Source organism: Blautia fusiformis (genome assembly GCF_020686995.1).
Classification (GTDB): Bacteria; Bacillota; Clostridia; order Lachnospirales; family Lachnospiraceae; genus Blautia_A; species Blautia_A fusiformis.
Map to the genome: position 1 here is coordinate 194,903 of NZ_JAJEPT010000001.1, position 20,099 is coordinate 215,001.

19 protein-coding genes are annotated in these 20,099 nt (G+C 45.0%); all 19 read left to right on the plus strand.

From position 1 onward, the window contains the following. Window positions 1-196 precede the first annotated feature (196 nt). The 19 genes from LKD46_RS01040 to LKD46_RS01130 all read left to right on the plus strand — a co-directional run bounded on the left by LKD46_RS01040 (window position 197) and on the right by LKD46_RS01130 (window position 20,099). Window positions 197-2,095, plus strand: coding sequence for an OPT family oligopeptide transporter (locus tag LKD46_RS01040; RefSeq protein ID WP_044961039.1), 1,899 nt, complete (start codon window positions 197-199; stop codon window positions 2,093-2,095). Then, window positions 2,095-2,469 carry a PqqD family protein gene (locus tag LKD46_RS01045; RefSeq protein ID WP_021650789.1) on the plus strand — a complete coding sequence of 125 codons (375 nt, stop codon included), beginning with the start codon at window positions 2,095-2,097 and terminating at the stop codon, window positions 2,467-2,469. The genes LKD46_RS01040 and LKD46_RS01045 overlap by 1 nt, the downstream gene beginning before the upstream one ends. A 191-nt stretch (window positions 2,470-2,660) precedes the next feature. After that, window positions 2,661-3,530, plus strand: coding sequence for a YitT family protein (locus LKD46_RS01050; protein WP_015526969.1), 870 nt, complete (start codon window positions 2,661-2,663; stop codon window positions 3,528-3,530). Between the two features lie 136 nt (window positions 3,531-3,666). Continuing rightward, the gene (locus LKD46_RS01055; protein ID WP_227573677.1) at window positions 3,667-4,758 is read left to right on the plus strand and encodes a PucR family transcriptional regulator; all 1,092 of its coding nucleotides are present in this window, start codon (window positions 3,667-3,669) and stop codon (window positions 4,756-4,758) included. Window positions 4,759-5,366: 608 nt separating this feature from the next. Continuing rightward, complete coding sequence (gene ftsE / locus LKD46_RS01060) at window positions 5,367-6,050, plus strand: cell division ATP-binding protein FtsE (RefSeq protein ID WP_015526972.1); 684 nt, start codon at window positions 5,367-5,369, stop codon at window positions 6,048-6,050. Continuing rightward, the gene (gene ftsX, locus LKD46_RS01065) at window positions 6,040-6,945 is read left to right on the plus strand and encodes a permease-like cell division protein FtsX (protein WP_015526973.1); all 906 of its coding nucleotides are present in this window, start codon (window positions 6,040-6,042) and stop codon (window positions 6,943-6,945) included. The genes ftsE and ftsX overlap by 11 nt, the downstream gene beginning before the upstream one ends. A 172-nt stretch (window positions 6,946-7,117) precedes the next feature. Then, the gene (locus LKD46_RS01070) at window positions 7,118-8,305 is read left to right on the plus strand and encodes a S41 family peptidase (protein WP_118368450.1); all 1,188 of its coding nucleotides are present in this window, start codon (window positions 7,118-7,120) and stop codon (window positions 8,303-8,305) included. A gap of 21 nt (window positions 8,306-8,326) precedes the next feature. Further along, window positions 8,327-9,250: an AEC family transporter gene (locus LKD46_RS01075; RefSeq protein WP_118368451.1), complete on the plus strand. Its 924-nt coding sequence runs from the start codon at window positions 8,327-8,329 to the stop codon at window positions 9,248-9,250. 206 nt (window positions 9,251-9,456) lie between these two features. Further along, window positions 9,457-10,104: an L-rhamnose mutarotase gene (locus LKD46_RS01080; protein WP_015526977.1), complete on the plus strand. Its 648-nt coding sequence runs from the start codon at window positions 9,457-9,459 to the stop codon at window positions 10,102-10,104. Between the two features lie 324 nt (window positions 10,105-10,428). Further along, entirely contained in the window at window positions 10,429-11,127 is a 699-nt protein-coding gene (locus LKD46_RS01085; RefSeq protein WP_044961052.1) for a phosphatase PAP2 family protein, read from the plus strand. Continuing rightward, window positions 11,127-12,149: a lysylphosphatidylglycerol synthase transmembrane domain-containing protein gene (locus tag LKD46_RS01090; protein WP_022426551.1), complete on the plus strand. Its 1,023-nt coding sequence runs from the start codon at window positions 11,127-11,129 to the stop codon at window positions 12,147-12,149. Before LKD46_RS01085 ends, LKD46_RS01090 begins: the two co-directional genes overlap by 1 nt. Window positions 12,150-12,259: 110 nt before the next feature. Further along, window positions 12,260-12,943: a CDP-alcohol phosphatidyltransferase family protein gene (locus LKD46_RS01095; RefSeq protein WP_015526979.1), complete on the plus strand. Its 684-nt coding sequence runs from the start codon at window positions 12,260-12,262 to the stop codon at window positions 12,941-12,943. After that, window positions 12,940-13,806, plus strand: coding sequence for a phosphatidylserine decarboxylase (locus LKD46_RS01100; protein WP_193599907.1), 867 nt, complete (start codon window positions 12,940-12,942; stop codon window positions 13,804-13,806). Before LKD46_RS01095 ends, LKD46_RS01100 begins: the two co-directional genes overlap by 4 nt. 224 nt (window positions 13,807-14,030) lie before the next feature. Beyond that, a complete protein-coding gene (locus LKD46_RS01105) occupies window positions 14,031-14,711 on the plus strand; it encodes a response regulator transcription factor (RefSeq protein ID WP_015526981.1) in 681 nt (226 codons plus the stop codon). Further along, a complete protein-coding gene (locus LKD46_RS01110; RefSeq protein WP_022426553.1) occupies window positions 14,708-16,225 on the plus strand; it encodes a sensor histidine kinase in 1,518 nt (505 codons plus the stop codon). The genes LKD46_RS01105 and LKD46_RS01110 overlap by 4 nt, the downstream gene beginning before the upstream one ends. Window positions 16,226-16,371: 146 nt before the next feature. Further along, complete coding sequence (gene hisH / locus LKD46_RS01115; RefSeq protein WP_118368452.1) at window positions 16,372-17,001, plus strand: imidazole glycerol phosphate synthase subunit HisH; 630 nt, start codon at window positions 16,372-16,374, stop codon at window positions 16,999-17,001. Window positions 17,002-17,003: 2 nt separating this feature from the next. After that, the gene (hisF, locus tag LKD46_RS01120; protein ID WP_015526984.1) at window positions 17,004-17,762 is read left to right on the plus strand and encodes an imidazole glycerol phosphate synthase subunit HisF; all 759 of its coding nucleotides are present in this window, start codon (window positions 17,004-17,006) and stop codon (window positions 17,760-17,762) included. A 21-nt stretch (window positions 17,763-17,783) separates the two neighbouring features. Beyond that, window positions 17,784-18,458, plus strand: coding sequence for a uracil-DNA glycosylase (gene ung, locus LKD46_RS01125; protein WP_021650805.1), 675 nt, complete (start codon window positions 17,784-17,786; stop codon window positions 18,456-18,458). 15 nt (window positions 18,459-18,473) lie between these two features. Beyond that, on the plus strand, window positions 18,474-20,099 hold the full coding sequence (locus tag LKD46_RS01130) for a putative polysaccharide biosynthesis protein (protein ID WP_092069576.1): 1,626 nt from the start codon (window positions 18,474-18,476) through the stop codon (window positions 20,097-20,099).

The following is a 20,099-nucleotide window of genomic DNA, read 5'->3' on the forward strand; positions in this document are numbered from 1 at the left end:
AATGTATAATATTCAATTGTAAGGAATAAGGTCACTATGTTAGCATAAAAGCTGCATAGTGACCAATTATTTGCTTATAATTATACAGAAAATTGTAAATAATATATAATATCTCAGATATAATTTCTTGCAAAATACTGCGAAATTTGCTATACTATATAACGTTACTAATTTACTAGATAAAGGGAGAGGAAATATGAACAAAAACACAGAGTTCAAACCTTACATTCCTGCGGAGAAAATCACTCCGGAGCTCACAGTTACATCTGTGATCATGGGATGTATTCTTGCTGTCATCTTCGGCGCAGCCAATGCTTACCTTGGTCTTCGTGTTGGTATGACAGTATCTGCCTCCATTCCGGCGGCAGTTATCTCCATGGGTGTTATCCGCGTGATTCTTCGCAGAAACTCCATTCTGGAGAGCAATATGGTCCAGACTATCGGTTCAGCCGGTGAGTCTCTTGCAGCAGGTGCTATCTTCACCATGCCTGCACTGTTCCTCTGGGCAGAGGAAGGACTTACAAGCAAACCAGGCATCGTTGAGATCACTCTGATCGCACTTTGCGGTGGTATCCTTGGTGTACTTTTCATGGTACCCCTTCGTAATGCCCTCATTGTTAAAGAGCATGCAACTCTTCTCTATCCGGAAGGAACTGCCTGCGCAGACGTTCTTCTTGCCGGTGAGGAAGGCGGAGCAAATGCTTCCACAGTATTCTCCGGTATGGGACTTGCTGCTGTCTTCAAATTTGTTGTTGATGGACTGAAGCTTCTTCCGGCAGATGTTTCTGCAGCATTTAAATCCTTCAAGGGTGAGATCGGTATGGAGGTTTATCCGGCACTTCTCGGTGTTGGTTATATCGTAGGACCGAAGATCGCATCCTACATGTTTACAGGTTCTCTTATCGGCTGGATGGTCATCATTCCGCTGATCTGCCTGTTCGGACCTGATACATGGATGTATCCGGCAGCAGAGGGAACGACCATTGCCCAGCTTTACGCAAACGGCGGAGCATCAGCAATCTGGTCTACTTATGTTAAATATATCGGCGCAGGTGCTATCGCAACAGGTGGTATCATTTCCCTGATCAAATCCCTGCCGCTGATCGTTACAACCTTCCGTGACTCCATGAAGAGCATGAAGGGAAGCAAGAACACAAGCACAGAGAGAACCGCACAGGATCTTCCGATGCAGTTCATCCTTCTCGGTGTTATAGCAATGGTATTTATCATCTGGATCGTTCCGGCAATCCCGGTAACTCTTCTTGGTGCATGTATCATCGTAGTTTTTGGATTCTTCTTTGCAACAGTATCTTCCCGTATGGTAGGTCTTGTAGGAAGCTCCAACAACCCGGTTTCCGGTATGGCTATCGCTACTCTTCTGATTGCTACATTTGCGATCAAGAGCTCCGGTAAAACAGGTATCGACGGAATGACAGCAGCGATCGCTGTTGGTTCTGTTATCTGTATCATCGCAGCGATCGCCGGTGATACCTCTCAGGACCTTAAGACAGGATACCTTCTCGGTGCTACACCTAAGAAGCAGCAGATGGGCGAGATGCTCGGTGTTGTTGTTTCCGGTCTTGCTATCGGCGGTGTTCTGTATCTTCTGGATGCAGCATGGGGCTACGGTACAGCAGAGATCCCTGCGCCACAGGCTCAGCTTATGAAGATGATCGTTGAGGGAATCATGGGCGGAAACCTTCCATGGGGACTTGTATTTGTAGGTGTATTCCTTGCAATCTGCCTTGAGATCCTCCGTATCCCGGTAATGCCTTTCGCAATCGGTCTTTACCTTCCAATCTACCTGAACGCAACCATCATGATCGGTGGTATCGTTCGTGGATTACTTGACAGCAGAAAAGGTGTTGACGAAAAAACCAAGACAGCTCAGTCCACAGATGGTACCCTGTACTGTGCTGGTATGATCGCCGGCGAGGGTCTTGTTGGAATTCTTCTTGCGATCTTTGCAGTTGTCGGTATCAGCCTTGATATGTCCGGCGTTGTAAACCTTGGAAATATCGGCGGCGTTGTGCTGATGATCATCATGATCCTGTCACTGCTTAAATTCTCTATCTGGAGAAAGAAGAAAGCCTGATGAGAAAAAACAAAAAGGATAAGAAACAGGATATCAACTATCTTGATCTGATCCCGGAAACAAACCAGTCGATCCGGTGGCACCGGGACCTGAAGCAGCGGATCATTCTTGAGATAGAGAATAAGGGTATGTTCAATACCATCGCGCAGAAGGTTTTTGGCAAGCCAAGGTTTTCCAAGGTTCATCTTGATGAAATGGGAACTTTTATCTGGCCTGAGATCGATGGAGCCAAAACCGTGCAGGAGCTTGCCCTGCTGGTGAAAGAGCATTTCGGAGATAAGGCAGAACCGCTTTATCCGAGAATCGTAAAATACTTTCAGATAATGGAAAGCTATGAATTTGTTCATTTTATAAATAAAAAGACAGAAAAATAGCATGGAGAACGGGAACGGACGCAGAATAGTGTACGGTCCCGTTCTTTTTATGACACGTCAGTGCGGGAAACTGATGCAGTTGTCATATGATACTATAGCATTTCTGGGATTTTCACAGCGGAATAGAAATATTGAGGACATTTCAAGACAGAAATTCCGGGAATTGCTGTAAAAAATGAAAGGAGCACTTTATGAGTCTTGTGAAAAAAAAGGACTGGTATCTGGATTATCTTCTGATCATAGTAGGAACCGGGCTGATGGCACTTGCCATCAATTCCGTTTTTGATGCAACCGGGCTGGTAACCGGAGGCTTTTCCGGTATTGCGATCCTGGTGAAGCACTGGACCGGTGGGATCGTAGATGGCGGGGTTCCACTGTGGCTTACCAATATCACGCTGAACATCCCGCTGTTTTTTCTGGGATGGCGGATCAAAGGCTTTTCCTTTGTAAAAAAAGCTCTGGTCGGTGAGATCTCCCTCTCAACCTGGCTTGCCATTCAGCCGGTGTGGAATATTGCGGGAGATGATCTCCTTCTGGCTGCTGTATACGGTGGTGTGATCCTGGGAATCGGCATTGGAATGGTTTTCCTTGGACAGGGAACCACAGGCGGAACGGATATGATGGCAGCACTGATCCAGAAGTATATGCGTCATTATTCCATCGCACAGATCATGCAGTTTATTGATGGGCTTATTGTGATCGTAGGAATGTATGTGTTCGGTATCCAGCGGGCCCTGTATGCCATCATTGCGGTTTATCTGGTAACAAAAGTATCCGACAGTCTGATCGAAGGTCTGAAGTTTTCCAAACAGACATTTATCATCACGGAGAAGCCGGATGAGGTTGCCAGAGTCATTATGGAAGACCTGGATCGCGGAGCGACAGGGATCTGTGGCAAGGGGATGTATTCCGGTCAGGAGAAGACGATCATCTTCTGTGTGGTAAACAAAAAGGAAATTGTGAAGCTGAAAGAGCTGGTAGATGATATTGATCCCAACGCTTTTGTGATCGTTTCCGATGCAAGAGAAGTTCATGGAGAAGGTTTTATAGAGAAAAATTAGGCTGATTTCAACAAAAATTTGTAAATTTTTTCAGTTTTACTCTTTCATTTTTGGTGATTTTGTATTAAAATAGCCATAGATAGAGAGGGAAAGACAGAAGATAAGCATACACATAAGTGAGAAGGGATTGAACGGAATGATATCGAATCAGGTGTTACAGAATACGCTCGAGGGACTTAAAGAAATATCAAGGACGGAATTTTGTGTCATTGACACAGACGGCAAGGTACTTGCGTCTACCTTTTCTGATTTTGAGATCCAGCCGGCAGATATCCAGGCTTTTGTAGAATCCCAGGCGGACAGCCAGCTTGTCAAGGGATTTCAGTACTTTAAGGTCTGTGATGATTATCAGTTGGAATATGTCCTGGTAGCCCACGGAGATGATGAGGATACTTATATGGTAGGCAAGCTTGCAGCCTTCCAGATCCAGAATCTGATCGTTGCGTACAAGGAGCGTTTTGACAAAGACAGCTTTATCAAGAATCTTCTTCTTGATAATCTTCTTCTGGTGGATATTTACAACAGAGCGAAGAAGCTTCATATTGAAGCAGATGTCCGTCGTGTAGTTATGATCCTGGAACTGAACCAGGAGAAAGATCACAGCTCTGTAGAGAGCGTGAAAAGCCTTTTTGGCGGAAAGAGCAGAGATTTTATCACTGCTGTTGATGAGAAGAGCATCATTATAGTCAAGGAACTGGAAGAGGGAGAGGGCTATCCGGAGATGGATAAGCTGGCTCATACGATTATGGATACTCTGGATCTGAATAAAGACGGTGAGGATGTCCACATGGCATACGGTACCATTGTCAATGAGTTGAAAGAAGTTTCACGTTCCTACAAGGAAGCGCGTATGGCCCTTGATGTAGGTAAGATCTTCTTCGGAGACAGGGAAGTTATCGCATACAGCTCACTTGGAATCGGACGCCTGATCTATCAGCTGCCTATTCCTCTGTGTAAGATGTTTATCCGCGAGATCTTTGACAACAAATCTCCGGATGATTTCGATGAGGAGATACTTGTCACCATCGATAAATTCTTTGAGAACAGTCTGAACGTATCTGAAACTTCACGTCAGCTGTATATCCACAGAAATACGCTGGTATATCGTCTGGATAAACTCCAGAAGAGTACAGGCCTTGATTTGAGAGTGTTTGAGGATGCCATTACATTTAAGATCGCGCTGATGGTTGTTCGATATATGAAATATATGGAAACCTTAGAGTATTAATAGCATTCGGAATGCAAGATGATAGTTTGCTATATTAAGGTAACATATTAGAACTTTTAAACTGCCGCTTATTCCTTCCCGGAATAGGCGGCAGTTTTTGTATGAGCGTTTTTCATCATGGAATATTGTGTAAATGTCCCTCCTGTTTGGAAGCATTCACGAAGTGTGTTACTGAGAACGGAGTGAGCAGTAACGAATTCACATGAACTTCACAGATAACATCCATGATTCTATTGTAATTTTGGTATTTTTACGTTAAAATAAATAATTTGAAGAGGGCCGTTGATTACTGTTCACTGGTAATATTCCGCGGAGCGCATTACTGAGAATGGAGTGAACAGGTTACTGTTCACTGGTAATGTCCCGCGAGGTGTTTTTTGTGAGCGAAGGTCACAGAAAACCCGAGACATATCGCGCGAATTTATGCGATCAGCATAAATTCTGTGCATCGCGAAGCGTGTTACTGAGAACGGAGTGAACAGTAACGTGAACAGTAACAGTTGTAGGGCCCGGGAAATTTATTCTTGCATTTAAATAGAAAATATATTACAATAATGTTACAAAAAAATTAAGAGAATTATGCTTTTATAATATAGAGGAGGATATATATGATCGATCTTGTAGATGTGAGCAAATCTTACGGCCCGGGTCTTCCGGCTGTGAATCATGCGAACTTACATGTTGATAAAGGGGAATTCGTATTTGTAGTAGGAAGCAGTGGCTCCGGTAAATCCACACTGATCAAGCTTCTGATGAAAGAACTGGATTCTACCAGCGGAACGATCACAGTCAGCGGGGAACGTCTGGAGAAGATGAAACACAGACGCGTTGCCAAGTATCGCAGAAAGCTTGGGGTAGTATTTCAGGATTTCCGTCTTTTAAAAGACCGTAATGTATATGAGAATGTAGCATTTGCGCAGCGTGTCATAGGAAGACCTACCCGTGTGATACGCAAACGTGTGCCGGAGGTTCTCCAGGAGGTAGGACTTGCAGGAAAGTATAAGGCATACCCGGATGAGCTTTCCGGTGGTGAGCAGCAGAGAGTTGCTCTTGCCAGAGCACTGGTAAACCGCCCGGACATCCTTCTGGCAGATGAGCCGACCGGAAACCTGGATCCGAAAACCTCTGAAGAGATCATGGCTCTGATGGAGCAGATCAATGACAGAGGAACCACAGTTCTGGTAGTCACCCACAATAAGGACATCGTCAATGCCATGCGCAAGCGAGTAGTCACCATGCACAACGGCAAGATCATCAGCGATGAGAAAGAGGGAGGATATCATGAGGCCTAGTACGATCTGGTATACCCTGAAGCAGGGCTTTAAGAATATAAAAAGAAACTGGATGTTTTCCCTGGCATGTATCATCACGATGGCAGCCTGCATTTTTCTGGTAGGCATTTTCTATTCCATCGTGAACAACGTCGGTAATATTGCCCATAAGGTGGAAGAAGAAGTACCGATCACAGTATTCTTTGATGAGGGCACTTCAGAGGAAGAGATCCAGGCGATCGGCGATGCTATTCAGTCCAGGCCGGAAGTGGCCAGGATGGACTATCAGTCCGCAGATCAGGCATGGGAAGAATACAAACAGAAATATTTTGGAGATGAAGATGCGGCAGATGGATTTAAAGATGATAACCCTCTTGCCAATTCATCCAATTATCAGGTATATCTTAATGATATTACCAAGCAGACAGAACTGGTGAATTATATCCAGGGACTGGAACATGTCCGGAAGGTAAATCAGTCTGAACAGGCATCCAGGACACTTGGTTCCATTAACAAGCTGGTTTCTTATGTGTCGATTGCCGTGATCGCAATCCTTTTGATCATTTCTATATTCCTGATCAGCAATACAGTATCTATGGGTATTTCTGTCCGCAAGGAAGAAATCGGAATTATGAAATACATAGGAGCTACAGATGCTTTTGTACGACTGCCATTCCTTCTGGAAGGTATGATCCTCGGTGTGATCGGTGCGGCGATACCGCTGATCTGCCTGTTTTTCCTGTATAATTCCGCTGTAGAGTTTATTCTGACAAAATTCAATGTATTGACAGGAATCGTGGATTTCATTCCAATCTGGCAGATTTATGAGGGTCTGGTTCCTATGGGACTTGGACTTGGTGTGGGAATCGGTCTTTTGGGAAGCTTTTTCACAACAAGAAAACATCTCAGAGTATAACCAAATAGCAGAGAATCTTATGTATCCGCATGATGTGTGATCATAAGATATACAGCGGCTGTCGGAATATCGGCAGCCGTTTTCGGTATATAAAAACCGGACGGCGCACAGAGGAGTACAGAAAATCTGTGATCTTATCGGCTTTACCGGCTGTGCAGAAGAAAGGAAAAATATGAAAAATAAAGAATTCAAAAAAGGTATAGCCATTGGAGTGTCAGCAACGCTGGTTGTGACAGGCGCTGTTTTTACCAGCTATCAGAAAGTACTGTTTCCGAAAGGCAATGCGCTTTCCGATGTGAAAACGGTTCAGAAGCTGAATTACTTGGAAGAACTGATCGATGAAGAATATCTGGATGAAAAAGACGAAAGCAGCCTGCGTGAGGGGCTTTATGCTGGCCTGCTTGCCGGCCTGAAGGATCCGTACTCCACCTATTACACAGCAGAACAGTATAAAGAGCTGAATACTTCCAATGAAGGCTCCTACGTAGGGATCGGTGCCGTTCTTCAGAAGGATGACACCGGAGGGGCAAAGATCATACAGCTTTATGAGGGTGGCCCTGGAGAACAGGCGGGACTGAAAAAGGGAGATGTGCTCAAGGCAGTAGATGGAGCTGATGTTACAGACAAAGAAACTTCCGATATTGCTTCCATGGTCCGTGACAGTGAGAAAGCTTCCGTAATGCTGACCATACAGCGGGAAAACGAAGAGAAAACCCGGGATGTCAAAGTGGAGATCCGGGATGTGGAGATTCAGACCGTTTCCCATGAGATGCTTTCCGAAGACACCGGCTATATCCGGATCTCCGAATTTTCTGAGGTGACCAGCGATCAGTATAAAAAAGCATTTGCAGATCTGAAGGATCAGGGAATGAAGAAGCTGGTTGTGGATCTCCGTGATAATCTGGGAGGCCTTCTTACTGCAGTCTGCGGCGTACTCCGCCAGATACTTCCGGAAGGGCTGATCGTCTATACAGAGGACAAAAACGGAAAGAGGGAAGAGGAAACCTGCGACGGAAAAAATGAACTGGACATGCCGCTGGCTGTTCTGGTAAACGGAAACAGTGCCAGTGCATCGGAGATCTTTGCGGGGGCGGTGAAGGACTACGGAATTGGAACGATTGTAGGAACAACTACCTATGGGAAGGGCGTGGTGCAGACCATCCAGCCTCTTACCGATGGCAGTGCGGTAAAGATCACCATCGCAAAATATTTTACGCCAAAGGGCAATGATATCAACAAAAAAGGAATCACTCCGGATGTGGAAGCAGAGCTTTCCGGAGACATCACAGACTGGACAGAACTTACACATAAAGAAGACGCGCAACTTCAGACAGCCCTGAAAGAGATAGGACAGAGCTGACGCGTTCGGAGGGGAGAAAAAATGATAACTTTACAATTATTGCAGCAGATCATCGTATTTTTTCTGATGATGTCCTGTGGATTTACAGTGGTAAAATGCGGACTTATCGATGCAAAAAGCAGCAGGACACTTTCAGTCATCTGTATCTACATCATCATGCCCTGTGTAATGATCAATGCTTTTCAGATCGAATATTCCAGAAGCATTCGGAATGGCTTCCTTCTGGCAGTGGCAGCGGCCATCCTGATCCATATTTTTCTTCTGGTATTTGTACAGATCATCGGCAAGCCACTGAAATTAAGTGTGGTAGAAAAAGAATCCATCATCTATTCCAATTCCGGAAATCTGGTGATCCCTCTTGTAACGGTAGTCCTTGGTGAAAAATGGGTGATCTATGCCAGTGCTTTCCTGAGTGTGCAGATGATCCTGATGTGGACCCACGGACAGTCGCTGATGGAGGCGAAGGCTGGCATCAACTGGAAAAAAATCCTCTGCAACATCAATCTGATCGCTATTATCCTTGGAATCGTTCTGTTCTTCACGCAGATCAGACTGCCGTTGATCCTTGGAAACACCATGAGCCAGATTTCAGCCACCCTGGGACCTGTATGTATGATCATGCTTGGAATGACCATGACGGAGGTAAAATGGAAAGATATTTTCAGCCATTCCAGGATCTATCTGATCACGATCTTGAAAATGGTGGTGACTCCGCTGCTCATACTGTTGTTTTTGAAGTATCTGCCCTTGGCTTCAATGGTAAAGGATGGAAAAACCATTCTGCTTATCAGTCTGATGGCAGTGATCACACCGTCGGCAACAACGGTTGTACAGCTGGCACAGCTCTACGATCAGGACCCGGTCTATGCCAGCACCATCAATGTAATGACAACGCTGGTAAGTATCATAACCATGCCACTGATGGTCATGTTGTATCTTGCCTGAGCATCTCAGGGAATCGTTACGGATAACTTTGTGTCAGGCAACATGCTTTGCGGATATTACCTGTGAACAGTGATCGGAAATCCTGCCCTCATAATTGTAAAAACAAAATAAAAGTGATAGAATCAAATCATATGAGGGCAGAAGAACTATATCTGCTCATAGTGAAAAACATAGCACAGGATCATCAAAACAGGAGGATAGCATAAATGGAACGACATGCTTTTGCAATGAAAGTAAAAGAAGGAAAAATGAATGATTACCGTAAGACCTTAGGCGAGATCTGGCCGGAGCTTACTGCATATCTTGACCGTAACGGCATCCATAATTTCAGCATCTGGAATGCGGCAGACCTGATCTTCGGATATTACGAAAATGCAGACGGAGAGGTGATCTCTCCGGAAGAGGAGAAAGTAAAGGCAGCATTGACTGAAAAGATCGGAGATACCTTTACCTGGATCTCTACTCCTGGAAAAGACATGCGCCTGATGTATCATAATTTTGGTGTTGTGAGAGAAAACAAAGAGCTGATCCGCCACAGAATGTTCATGACAAAATTAAAAGACGGCTGTGAGGAAGAATATAAAGCCCGTCATGACGGACTTGTGGCGCAGAGAGGCGAAACAATAGATCCGGGCCCGGACAGCAACTTCAGCATCTGGAGTGCAGGCGGATATATTTTTGGATATGATGAGATCGACACAACCATGGAAGTGGAAGAAACACCGGAAGCAAGAGAGGCAACCATCGCATGGGAGACACGCCAGCTCGGGATCATGGACTGGATCACCAACGATGTGGACTGGATGACAAAAGAAGTACATCCATCCAGTGTACGTCTTGCATGGCATAATTAAAAAATGGGAAAATAAAAAGGAAGGAGGCCGGGGCTTTGTTTGGAGGTAGCCCCGGCAGTATGAAAAAGAAAAAAGTGTTATCAAAGGTAGTACCCTTTGCACATCTAATAATATACTCATATTTTGTGGTCATTCTGTGACGTCATTCTGAAAAAAGTATGAACAAAAAAGAAAAAATAACTGAACTCAAATCTTAACAATTCTTAAACTTTCCATATTTAGTTGAAACCATACGCCCCGACTGTTATACTGTGACTAGCAGATGTTAGCAGGAGAAGAATATGTTTTATTCCTGATATCAATAAAATAATGAGGCGTGAATTTATGAAACGTTTTTGGAAATATGTAACAGGGATCGTACCTGCGTACGGGCTTTTTCCCCTTGTTTTTTCATTTGTATTTAACTGTCTTGTATATTCCGGTTCAAGGGCGATCGCAGGCGGTTGGTATCATCACAATATAGAAAGTAATCTTGATCTGCGGCTCCCATTTGTGCCGCAGTTTTTGATTATCTATTTTGGCTGTTATGTATTCTGGGCAGTGAATTATATCCTTGCGGCAAGGCAGGAGCGGGAACAGGTTTACCGTTTTTTTACTGCGGATATTATATCCCGTTGTGTGTGTCTGATCATATTTCTGGCATATCCCACTACCAATACAAGACCGGTGATCGAAGGAAACGGAATCTGGGATCTGCTGGCCGGCTGGCTGTATTCCATTGATGCGGCAGATAACCTGTTTCCATCTATCCATTGTCTGGTAAGCTGGTTCTGTTTTCTGGGGATCAAGGATCAGAAAAGAATTCCGACATGGTATAAGGGGGTATCGTTTACACTGGCTGTGCTGGTTTTTCTGTCTACCATTTTTACCAAGCAGCATGTACTTGTGGATGTGGCAGGTGGTGTGATCCTGGCTCAGGTATGCTTTATTCTGGGACAGAAAACAAAACTCTGGCATATTTATGAACGGTTTGGAACTAAAATTGAAAAGAAGATCAACAGCTATACAGAAGGTGTCAAGTGATGAAGAGCAGAAAAAAAATCATATTTAACGGAGTGTTCCTGGCAGTAGTTTTTGCCCTGACTATCTACGGCGTTTTTCATGGAGAAGACCTGTCTTCCATGATGGATGCCATACATAGGGCAGATAAACGGTGGCTGCTTCCGGGAATTGCACTGGTAGCATTTTTTATCTGGGGGGAATCCATCATTATCTGGTATATGATGCGTTCCAGCGGGATTCATCTGAAAAAAAGAACCTGCTTTCTGTTTTCGTCTGTAGGATTCTTTTTCAGCTGTATCACACCATCCGCCAGCGGCGGACAGCCCATGCAGATCTACTATATGAAAAAAGAGAAGATTTCCATTCCGGTGTCAACGGTGATCCTGATGATCGTGACGATTACCTATAAGCTGGTGCTTGTGGTGATCGGTATTGGGATCGCAATTTTCGGAAGAGGATTTCTTCACAAATATCTGGAAGGAATCCTGCCGGTGTTTTATCTGGGGCTGATGCTGAATATCTTCTGTGTCACTTTTATGACCATTCTGGTATTTCATCCGCTTTTGGCAAAAGCGATCCTGATGAAGGGCATGAAGCTTTTGGAACGGTTTCATCTGATGAGGAAAAAAGAGGGACGGCTGAAAAAACTGGAAGCTTCCATGGATACTTACCGAAATACTGCGGCATATCTGAAGAATAATCCGCTGGTGATCGTTAAAGTAATAGAGATCACTTTTATCCAGCGTATGGCACTGTTTGCAGTAACCTGGTTCGTATATCAGGCTTTTGGACTCCATGGAACCGGTTTCTGGGATATCCTTTTTCTCCAGGCAGTGATATCGGTATCTGTGGATATGCTGCCGCTTCCGGGAGGAATGGGGATCAGTGAGACTTTGTTTCTTACCATTTTCAGTCCGGTATTCGGTGGCCTGCTGCTTCCGGGAATGGTGCTTAGCAGAGGGCTGGGATATTACGGAGAGCTGCTGATCAGTGCGGTGTTTACTGCGGTGGCTCAGCTCACTATCGGAAAAAAGGAATCCTGAAAAGATTTGATCGAATGCAGATCGCGGAGATCTGCTTGACCCAGATCAGGTAAGTCTCCTGTGGGACTGTGAATATAGCCTGACATGAAAAAGAAAAAAGAGGTGTGCAAATGATAGGATTTTATGATTACACGGTAATAATGACTTACATAAGCGTAGTTTCTTCCATGATCGGAATCTTCTGCGCTGTGACGGACCATATTTCAGCAGCGGTGTGCTGTCTTGCATTTTCCGGACTGTGCGATATGTTTGACGGAAAGATCGCAAGAACTAAGAAGAACAGAACGGAGGAAGAGAAATGCTTCGGGATCCAGATCGATTCCCTTGCAGATATCGTCTGTTTCGGGATCCTTCCCATTGTGCTGGGATTTAAGCTTGGAATGTGTCATATTTACGGAATAGCTATTCTTTTATTTTACGGTCTGGCAGGCCTGATCCGTCTGGCATACTTCAATGTTATGGAGGAAAAACGTCAGAATGAAACCTCCGAAAACCGAAAATATTATCAGGGACTTCCCATCACATCCATGTCTGTGGTCCTGCCGCTTCTGTTTGTGGTATCCCTGCTTTTTCCGGAGTATAAATGGTTTGTGGTGCTCCTTCATATTGCAATGCTGACGGTAGGACTTCTGTTTATCCTGGATTTTAAATTCCGTAAGCCCACCAACAGGGAGCTGGTGATCATTGTTGCGGTAGTTTCTGTGGCAGTCCTTCTTGTACTTTTCTACAACGAAGGATGGTGGAAGTTCAATTATCTCTATAAGCTTTCCATGGAGAGAGGTGGTAATCTATGATCCGGACAGCGGACAGAATGGGGCATATTACAGAGGAGGATTCCTTTCAGAACAACCTTCTGGAAAAAATCTACGGTTCTGTAGCCGGACGCATGCTGATACGTCCACTGGTCACTCCTGTTGTTTCCATTGCCATGGGAAAGCTTCTGGATTCCAGGCTTTCGGCAGCAGCGGTGAAACCCTTTATACGGTTCAATCATCTGGATATGAGTGATTATGAAAAGCGTAAATACATCTCTTACAATGATTTTTTCAAGCGGAAGATCCGGGAGGGTGCCCGCCATATTGATATGGAACCGGGACATTTTATCAGTCCCTGTGACTGCAGGGTGAGTGTGTATCCGGTAGATGAAAAAGCCCGTCTTCATATCAAACAGACCGAATATACCATAGAGGAGCTTCTCAGGAATCCTTCTCTTGGAAAAAGATATCAGGGTGGCTATGTGTGGGTGCTTCGTCTCTGCGTTCAGGATTATCACAGATATATTTATCCGGACAATGCGGCGGAGTCCGGACGCATCAGGATCCCGGGGATCCTGCATACAGTCAACCCCGTGGCCAACGATGCCTATCCGATCTACAAGGAAAACAGCAGAGAGTATTCTCTTTTGAAAACAGAGAATTTCCGTACCGTGCTGATGATGGAGGTAGGTGCTCTTCTTGTCGGAAGGATCGAAAACCGGCCAGGGAAAGCATTTGTGAAACGGGGAGACGAAAAAGGAAATTTTGCTTTCGGCGGCTCCACCATTGTGCTGATCACCGAAAAAAATGCGGTAAAGCCGGATGAAGATATTTTAAACAATTCCCGTGAAGGAATTGAAACAAGAGTATTCATGGGAGAAAAGATCGGAGAATCCTTTTAGAGGGTTCTCCTTTTTTGCGGATAAAATTAAAAAAATGAAATTACGTTCACACACACAACACAAACCTGTGATATATTATGAGCAGTAGCAAAGCGGAATGGAAATATCCGCTTTAGAATGAACCGGAAGTAAAAGCTCAGCTTTTTGTAAAGAGGGATGATACAGAGCATTTCGGGCTGTCAGCAGCTGTCCGGAACAGCGACTGAGAAACGGAGGAAGATAGAATGGATGCATTAAAAATTCTTGTAGTAGATGACGAGAGCAGAATGAGAAAACTGGTAAAGGATTTTCTCACCAAAAAGAATTTCCAGGTACTGGAAGCCGGTGACGGTGAGGAGGCCATGGATATTTTTTATAAAGAAAAGGACATTGCGCTTCTGATCCTGGATGTGATGATGCCGAAGATGGATGGCTGGGAAGTATGTCGTGAGATCCGCAAAAATTCCAAGGTTCCCATCATTATGCTGACAGCAAGAGGAGATGAGCGTGATGAGCTTCTGGGATTTGAACTCGGGGTGGACGAATATATCTCCAAACCCTTCAGCCCCAAGATCCTTGTAGCACGTGTAGAAGCCATTCTTCGAAGAACGGGACAGAGCAACCCGGATGAGATACTTTCAGCAGGTGGGATTGTCATTGACAAGGCAGCGCATCAGGCAACGGTAGATGATAAACCGATGGATCTGAGCTTCAAGGAATTTGAGCTTCTGACTTATTTCCTGGAGAATGAGGGAATCGCTCTTTCCAGAGAAAAGATCCTGAATTCTGTGTGGAATTATGATTATTTCGGAGATGCCAGAACCATTGATACTCATGTCAAAAAACTGAGAAGTAAAATGGGCGATAAGGGCGAGTATATCAAGACAGTCTGGGGGATGGGCTATAAGTTTGAGGTAGGAGAATGAAAAAACCGAAGGAAAAAATAAAAAAGATCCACAGTCTCCGCCATCAGATCACAGCATACTTTATCGGTCTGCTGTTTTTATCCATTCTGACTATTACCGTGATCAACGGAGCCTTTCTTGAAAAATATTATGTGACAAAAAAGATCGATGTACTTCTGAATCTCCGAACAACTCTGGAAAATACAGATATTGACAAGATGATGAACAGCAATAGCTCGAAAGGTATGGAGAGTATTCCCGATGAGATCCAGAGAGCCTGCTCCAGAAACAATCTTTCCTGGGTTATCATTGACAGCAGCAATACCAGCTGGCTTTCCTGGGGCGAAAATGAAAAAATGCTTCAGAGCAAGCTGTTCGGATATGTCTATGATCTGGATGAGGACGGAGATAAGAGCCGGACCTTGAAGCAGGGTGACAATTATACCATCCAGCAGTCGCATGACCGTTTTGCGGGAATGGATTATGTGGAATGCTGGGGACAGCTGGATGAGGAACATTATTTTATCATAAGGACACCCCTTGAGAGCATCCGGGAGAGCGCTGATATTTCCAATAAGTTTTACTTTGCGGTAGGTCTGATGATCATAATCTTAAGTGGTCTGGTCATTATGGTCGTGACCAGGAGGATCACCCGTCCCATCAGTGAGCTTACGGAACTTTCCAGAAAAATGTCAGATCTGGATTTTGAGGCAAAATACGAGAGCAAGGTCGGCAATGAGATCGATGTTCTGGGAGATAATTTCAACCGGATGTCCTCACAGCTGGAGACTACCATCAGTGAACTGAAATCTGCAAATAATGAACTGCAGCGTGACATTGAGGACAAGATCAAGATCGACAAGATGCGAAAGGAATTTCTGGATAACGTGTCCCATGAACTGAAAACTCCCATTGCCCTGATCCAGGGCTATGCAGAAGGCTTAAAAGAAAATATTTCTGATGATCCTGAGAGCAGAGAGTTCTATTGCGATGTCATTATGGATGAAGCCTCCAAGATGAATAAACTGGTAAAAAATCTTCTAACACTGAATCAGCTGGAATCCGGCAAAGATGCAGTTGTAATGGAGCGGTTTGATATCGTATCCCTGATCCGCGGTGTGCTTCAGACCATGAATATCATGATCGGGCAGAAGAATGCAAAAGTGATCTTTGAGGCGGAGAAGCCGGTTTATGTATGGGCCGATGAGTTTAAGATCGAAGAGGTTGTGACAAACTATGTAAGCAATGCCCTGAACCATCTGGAGGGAGAGAAAGAAATCGAGATCAAGCTGCAGGATGAGGGTAACCGTGTGAAGATCAGTGTGTTTAACACAGGGACTCCGATCCCTGAGGCAGATGTACCGAATCTCTGGAATAAATTTTATAAAGTTGATAAAGCGAGAACCAGGGAATACGGCGGAAGCGGTATCGGTTTATCCATTGTAAAGGCCATCATGGAAAGCATGAACCAGGAATATGGCGTGCAGAACTTTGATAATGGCGTGGAATTCTGGTTTACACTGGACCGGAAATAATAAAACTTTACCGTGATAATGTGAAAAAATGGGCGGCAGCAGAGAAAAGTCTTTGCAACCGCCTGTTTTTGCGTTATACTAAAGCAATGTAAATCGAAGGTGAGAGAGGAATATCGAGATACAAAAGAGCAGGAGGAAGCATTATTATGATAGGAATCATTGACTATGATGCAGGAAACATCAAAAGTGTGGAAAAAGCACTTCAGTATCTGGGACAGGAGACTGTCGTCTCAAGAGATCCCCAGGTGCTTCTGAAAGCAGATAAAGTAATCCTTCCGGGGGTTGGAAGCTTTGGTGATGCTATGGAAAATCTCAAAAAATACGGACTTGTTCCGGTAATACATGAGATCGTGGAAAAGGGAACGCCCTTTCTTGGGATATGCCTGGGACTGCAGCTGCTTTTTGAGAGCAGTGATGAGACACCGGGAGTGGAAGGTCTTGGAATCCTGAAGGGGAAAATCCTGCGCATCCCGCCAAGTACGGGACTGAAGATTCCGCATATGGGCTGGAATTCCCTGCATATTCAGAACAGCGGAAGATTATTTAAGGGTATTCCGGAAAACACCTACGTTTACTTTGTACATTCCTATTATCTTCAGGCAGAGGAGGAAGAGATCGTGAAAGCGACCACTCAGTACAGCACATGCATCCATGCGTCTGTGGAGAAGGGAAATGTATTTGCGTGTCAGTTCCATCCGGAAAAAAGCAGCCGGTGGGGCTTGAAGATCCTTGAGAATTTTGCGGCACTTGAGTCAGGCACCGGAAAGGAGGCATAATCATGTTTACAAAAAGAATCATTCCATGTCTGGATGTAAATAAAGGACGTGTAGTAAAAGGCGTGAATTTTGTTGATCTTAAGGATGCCGGAGATCCGGTGGAAATTGCCAAAGCTTACGATGCAGCCGGTGCGGACGAGCTTGTTTTTCTTGATATCACTGCCTCCTGCGAGGAGCGTGATACCGTGGTGGATATGGTAAGAGCTGTTGCAGCCAACGTATTTATCCCGTTTACCGTAGGCGGAGGAATCCGTACCGTAGATGATTTCCGGAAGCTTCTCCGTGAAGGTGCAGATAAGATTTCTGTAAATTCCGCAGCTATCGACCGTCCGGAGCTGATCCATGAGGCCGCACAGAAATTCGGAAGCCAGTGTGTAGTAGTTGCCATTGATGCCAAGAGAAGACAGGATGGCGGCTGGAATATCTACAAACATGGCGGAAGACTGGATACCGGTATTGATGCTCTTGAATGGGCAAAGAAGGTGGAAGAACTTGGCGCAGGTGAGATCCTTCTTACCAGTATGGACTGTGACGGAACCAAGGCCGGGTATGATATTGAACTTACAAGAGCCGTTGCAGATGCGGTTTCCATCCCGGTGATCGCCTCCGGTGGTGCCGGAACCCTGGAGCATTTTTATGATGCACTGACAAAAGGCGGAGCAGATGCGGCACTGGCAGCATCTCTGTTCCACTACAAAGAGCTGGAGATCCGGGAAGTGAAGGATTACCTTGCGGAAAAAGGAATTTCCGTGAGAAGATAAGTTGGATGAGAGGTGATAGATATGGCTCCTATAGCAGGAGACTGGCAGGAGGCACTGAAAGGTGAGTTTCATCAGCCCTACTATGCCAAACTTTATAAAACCGTGATGACAGAATACAGAACAAGAAAGATTTTTCCGCCGCCGGAAGATATGTTCAATGCGTTTCATTTTACGCCTCTGCATCAGGTAAAGGTTGTGATCCTGGGACAGGATCCCTATCACAATGACGGACAGGCTCATGGGCTTTGCTTTTCCGTAAAAAAAGGTGTGGAAACACCGCCATCTCTGGTGAATATTTATAAGGAACTTGAGGATGATATGGGATGTTATATCCCAAACAACGGTAATCTGGAAAAATGGGCAAAGCAGGGCGTGCTTCTTTTGAACACAGTGCTGACTGTACGTGCACATCAGGCCAATTCCCACAGAGGGATCGGCTGGGAACAGTTTACCGATGCGGCCATCCGGATCCTGGACCAGGAGGATCGCCCGATCGTGTTTCTTCTCTGGGGGCGGCCTGCTCAGATGAAGGCATCCATGCTTCATAATCCGAAGCATCTGATCCTGGAAGCACCACATCCAAGTCCCCTTTCTGCCTACCGGGGATTTTTCGGATGCAAGCATTTCAGCAAGGCTAATGAATTTTTGAAAGCCAATGGGGTAGAACCTGTTGACTGGCAGATTGAGAATATTTAAGTTAAGGAAAGTAAAATGGGTAAAAAAAATGATAACACACTTGTGAAAAACGCATCTTTTCTTATGGTTGCGGCGCTGATCTCCAAGATCATCGGAATGCTGTACAAGAGTCCGCTTTCAACTACACTGGGAAGTCAGAGCTTTGCACTTTTCCAGTTTGCACAGAATGTATATTTTATTCTGCTGATGATCGCGTCCTTCAGTATTCCTCAGGCTGTATCCAAGATCATGGCGGAGAAGATCGCTTTTCACAGATATAAGGATGCACAGAAGGTATTTTACGGTGCACTGATCTATGCGGCAGTTGCCGGCGGTATCGTGGCGCTGATCTGTGTATTTGGTGCAGGAATCCTGGTTCCGGACAGTATGGCTAACGCCCGTCTGGCACTGCAGATGCTTGCGCCCACAATTTTCATGTCCGGTCTCTGCGGTGTATTCCGTGGATATTTCCAGGCATACCGCAATATGATGCCTACATCGATCTCGCAGATCATTGAGCAGATCTTTGTGGCAACCTTTGCGCTTCTGATGTCACATGTATTTATCCAGCATTTTTCCGCAACAGGAGATATGGATCTGGTCCATCGCTGGGGTGCGGCAGGTGCTACCATGGGTACCGGAGCAGGTGTGGCTTCTGCGCTGATCTTTATGCTGATCGTTTATGGGGTAAACCGTAAGATCATCCGGAAAAGGATCGTCAATGACCGCCATTCTATAAATGAGAGTATGGGTCATGTAATGAGTAATATCGTGCTCATCATCATGCCGATCATTCTCAGTGCTTTTATTTATAATGTAAACGGATATATCAACAGTTATATGTATTCCGGTATCATGGATATCAAGGGTGCTGCCAAGGACGTGATCCAGACCTTGTATTCCGAGTACGGATATTATATGACGCTGATCAATATCCCGCTTACCCTGGCAAGTACAGCACCGACATCTATGATCCCTGAGGTTTCCGCGCATTATGCAATGCATGATATTGAAGGTGCAAATATGAAGACAGACCGTGCCACATGGATCAGTATGCTGATATCCATTCCGGCGGCAGTAGGTCTTGCAGTTCTTTCCGGACCGATCACGAGACTGATCTTCCCGGGAACCAATGGCGTAGGCGGACAGCTTCTGATCCTGGGAGGAATCACCATTATCCTGAATGGCAACTCCAATATCACCAACGGTGTACTTCAGGGAATCGGCAAGCCGAAGCTCCCGATGATCCATGCAGCCATTGCACTGGTGGCAGATGTGATAGCTATGGCCCTGCTTCTGGTATTTACCAATCTTGGTGTTTATACCATTGTCATCGCCCAGATCGTTTATGCAGTTGTGATGTGTCTTCTCAATGACCGTTCCATCAAGAAATATATGGGCTATAAGAATCCGTGGAGAAGTGCTTATTTAAGCCCGTTCCTGGCATCTATCCCGATGGGAGTTGTTGCGGGAGTGGTGTATTACGGATTGTATGCACTGATCCATTCCAATGTGATCTGTCTTGGTATTTCCGTGATGCTGGCAGCAGGTGTATACTTTATTGTATATCTGTTTGTAAGCAAGCCCGGTGAAGATGAGCTGGGTATGATGCCTGGTGGAAGATATATGAAGAAGCTGGCGAGAATGATGAAGATCATCTGA

Coding starts and splice junctions, on each gene's coding strand:
- LKD46_RS01040 (WP_044961039.1), top strand. CDS start 197: ATGAACAAAAACACAGAGTTCAAACCTTACATTCCTGCGGAGAAAATC.
- LKD46_RS01045 (WP_021650789.1), top strand. CDS start 2,095: ATGAGAAAAAACAAAAAGGATAAGAAACAGGATATCAACTATCTTGAT.
- LKD46_RS01050 (WP_015526969.1), top strand. CDS start 2,661: ATGAGTCTTGTGAAAAAAAAGGACTGGTATCTGGATTATCTTCTGATC.
- LKD46_RS01055 (WP_227573677.1), top strand. CDS start 3,667: ATGATATCGAATCAGGTGTTACAGAATACGCTCGAGGGACTTAAAGAA.
- ftsE (WP_015526972.1), top strand. CDS start 5,367: ATGATCGATCTTGTAGATGTGAGCAAATCTTACGGCCCGGGTCTTCCG.
- ftsX (WP_015526973.1), top strand. CDS start 6,040: ATGAGGCCTAGTACGATCTGGTATACCCTGAAGCAGGGCTTTAAGAAT.
- LKD46_RS01070 (WP_118368450.1), top strand. CDS start 7,118: ATGAAAAATAAAGAATTCAAAAAAGGTATAGCCATTGGAGTGTCAGCA.
- LKD46_RS01075 (WP_118368451.1), top strand. CDS start 8,327: ATGATAACTTTACAATTATTGCAGCAGATCATCGTATTTTTTCTGATG.
- LKD46_RS01080 (WP_015526977.1), top strand. CDS start 9,457: ATGGAACGACATGCTTTTGCAATGAAAGTAAAAGAAGGAAAAATGAAT.
- LKD46_RS01085 (WP_044961052.1), top strand. CDS start 10,429: ATGAAACGTTTTTGGAAATATGTAACAGGGATCGTACCTGCGTACGGG.
- LKD46_RS01090 (WP_022426551.1), top strand. CDS start 11,127: ATGAAGAGCAGAAAAAAAATCATATTTAACGGAGTGTTCCTGGCAGTA.
- LKD46_RS01095 (WP_015526979.1), top strand. CDS start 12,260: ATGATAGGATTTTATGATTACACGGTAATAATGACTTACATAAGCGTA.
- LKD46_RS01100 (WP_193599907.1), top strand. CDS start 12,940: ATGATCCGGACAGCGGACAGAATGGGGCATATTACAGAGGAGGATTCC.
- LKD46_RS01105 (WP_015526981.1), top strand. CDS start 14,031: ATGGATGCATTAAAAATTCTTGTAGTAGATGACGAGAGCAGAATGAGA.
- LKD46_RS01110 (WP_022426553.1), top strand. CDS start 14,708: ATGAAAAAACCGAAGGAAAAAATAAAAAAGATCCACAGTCTCCGCCAT.
- hisH (WP_118368452.1), top strand. CDS start 16,372: ATGATAGGAATCATTGACTATGATGCAGGAAACATCAAAAGTGTGGAA.
- hisF (WP_015526984.1), top strand. CDS start 17,004: ATGTTTACAAAAAGAATCATTCCATGTCTGGATGTAAATAAAGGACGT.
- ung (WP_021650805.1), top strand. CDS start 17,784: ATGGCTCCTATAGCAGGAGACTGGCAGGAGGCACTGAAAGGTGAGTTT.
- LKD46_RS01130 (WP_092069576.1), top strand. CDS start 18,474: ATGGGTAAAAAAAATGATAACACACTTGTGAAAAACGCATCTTTTCTT.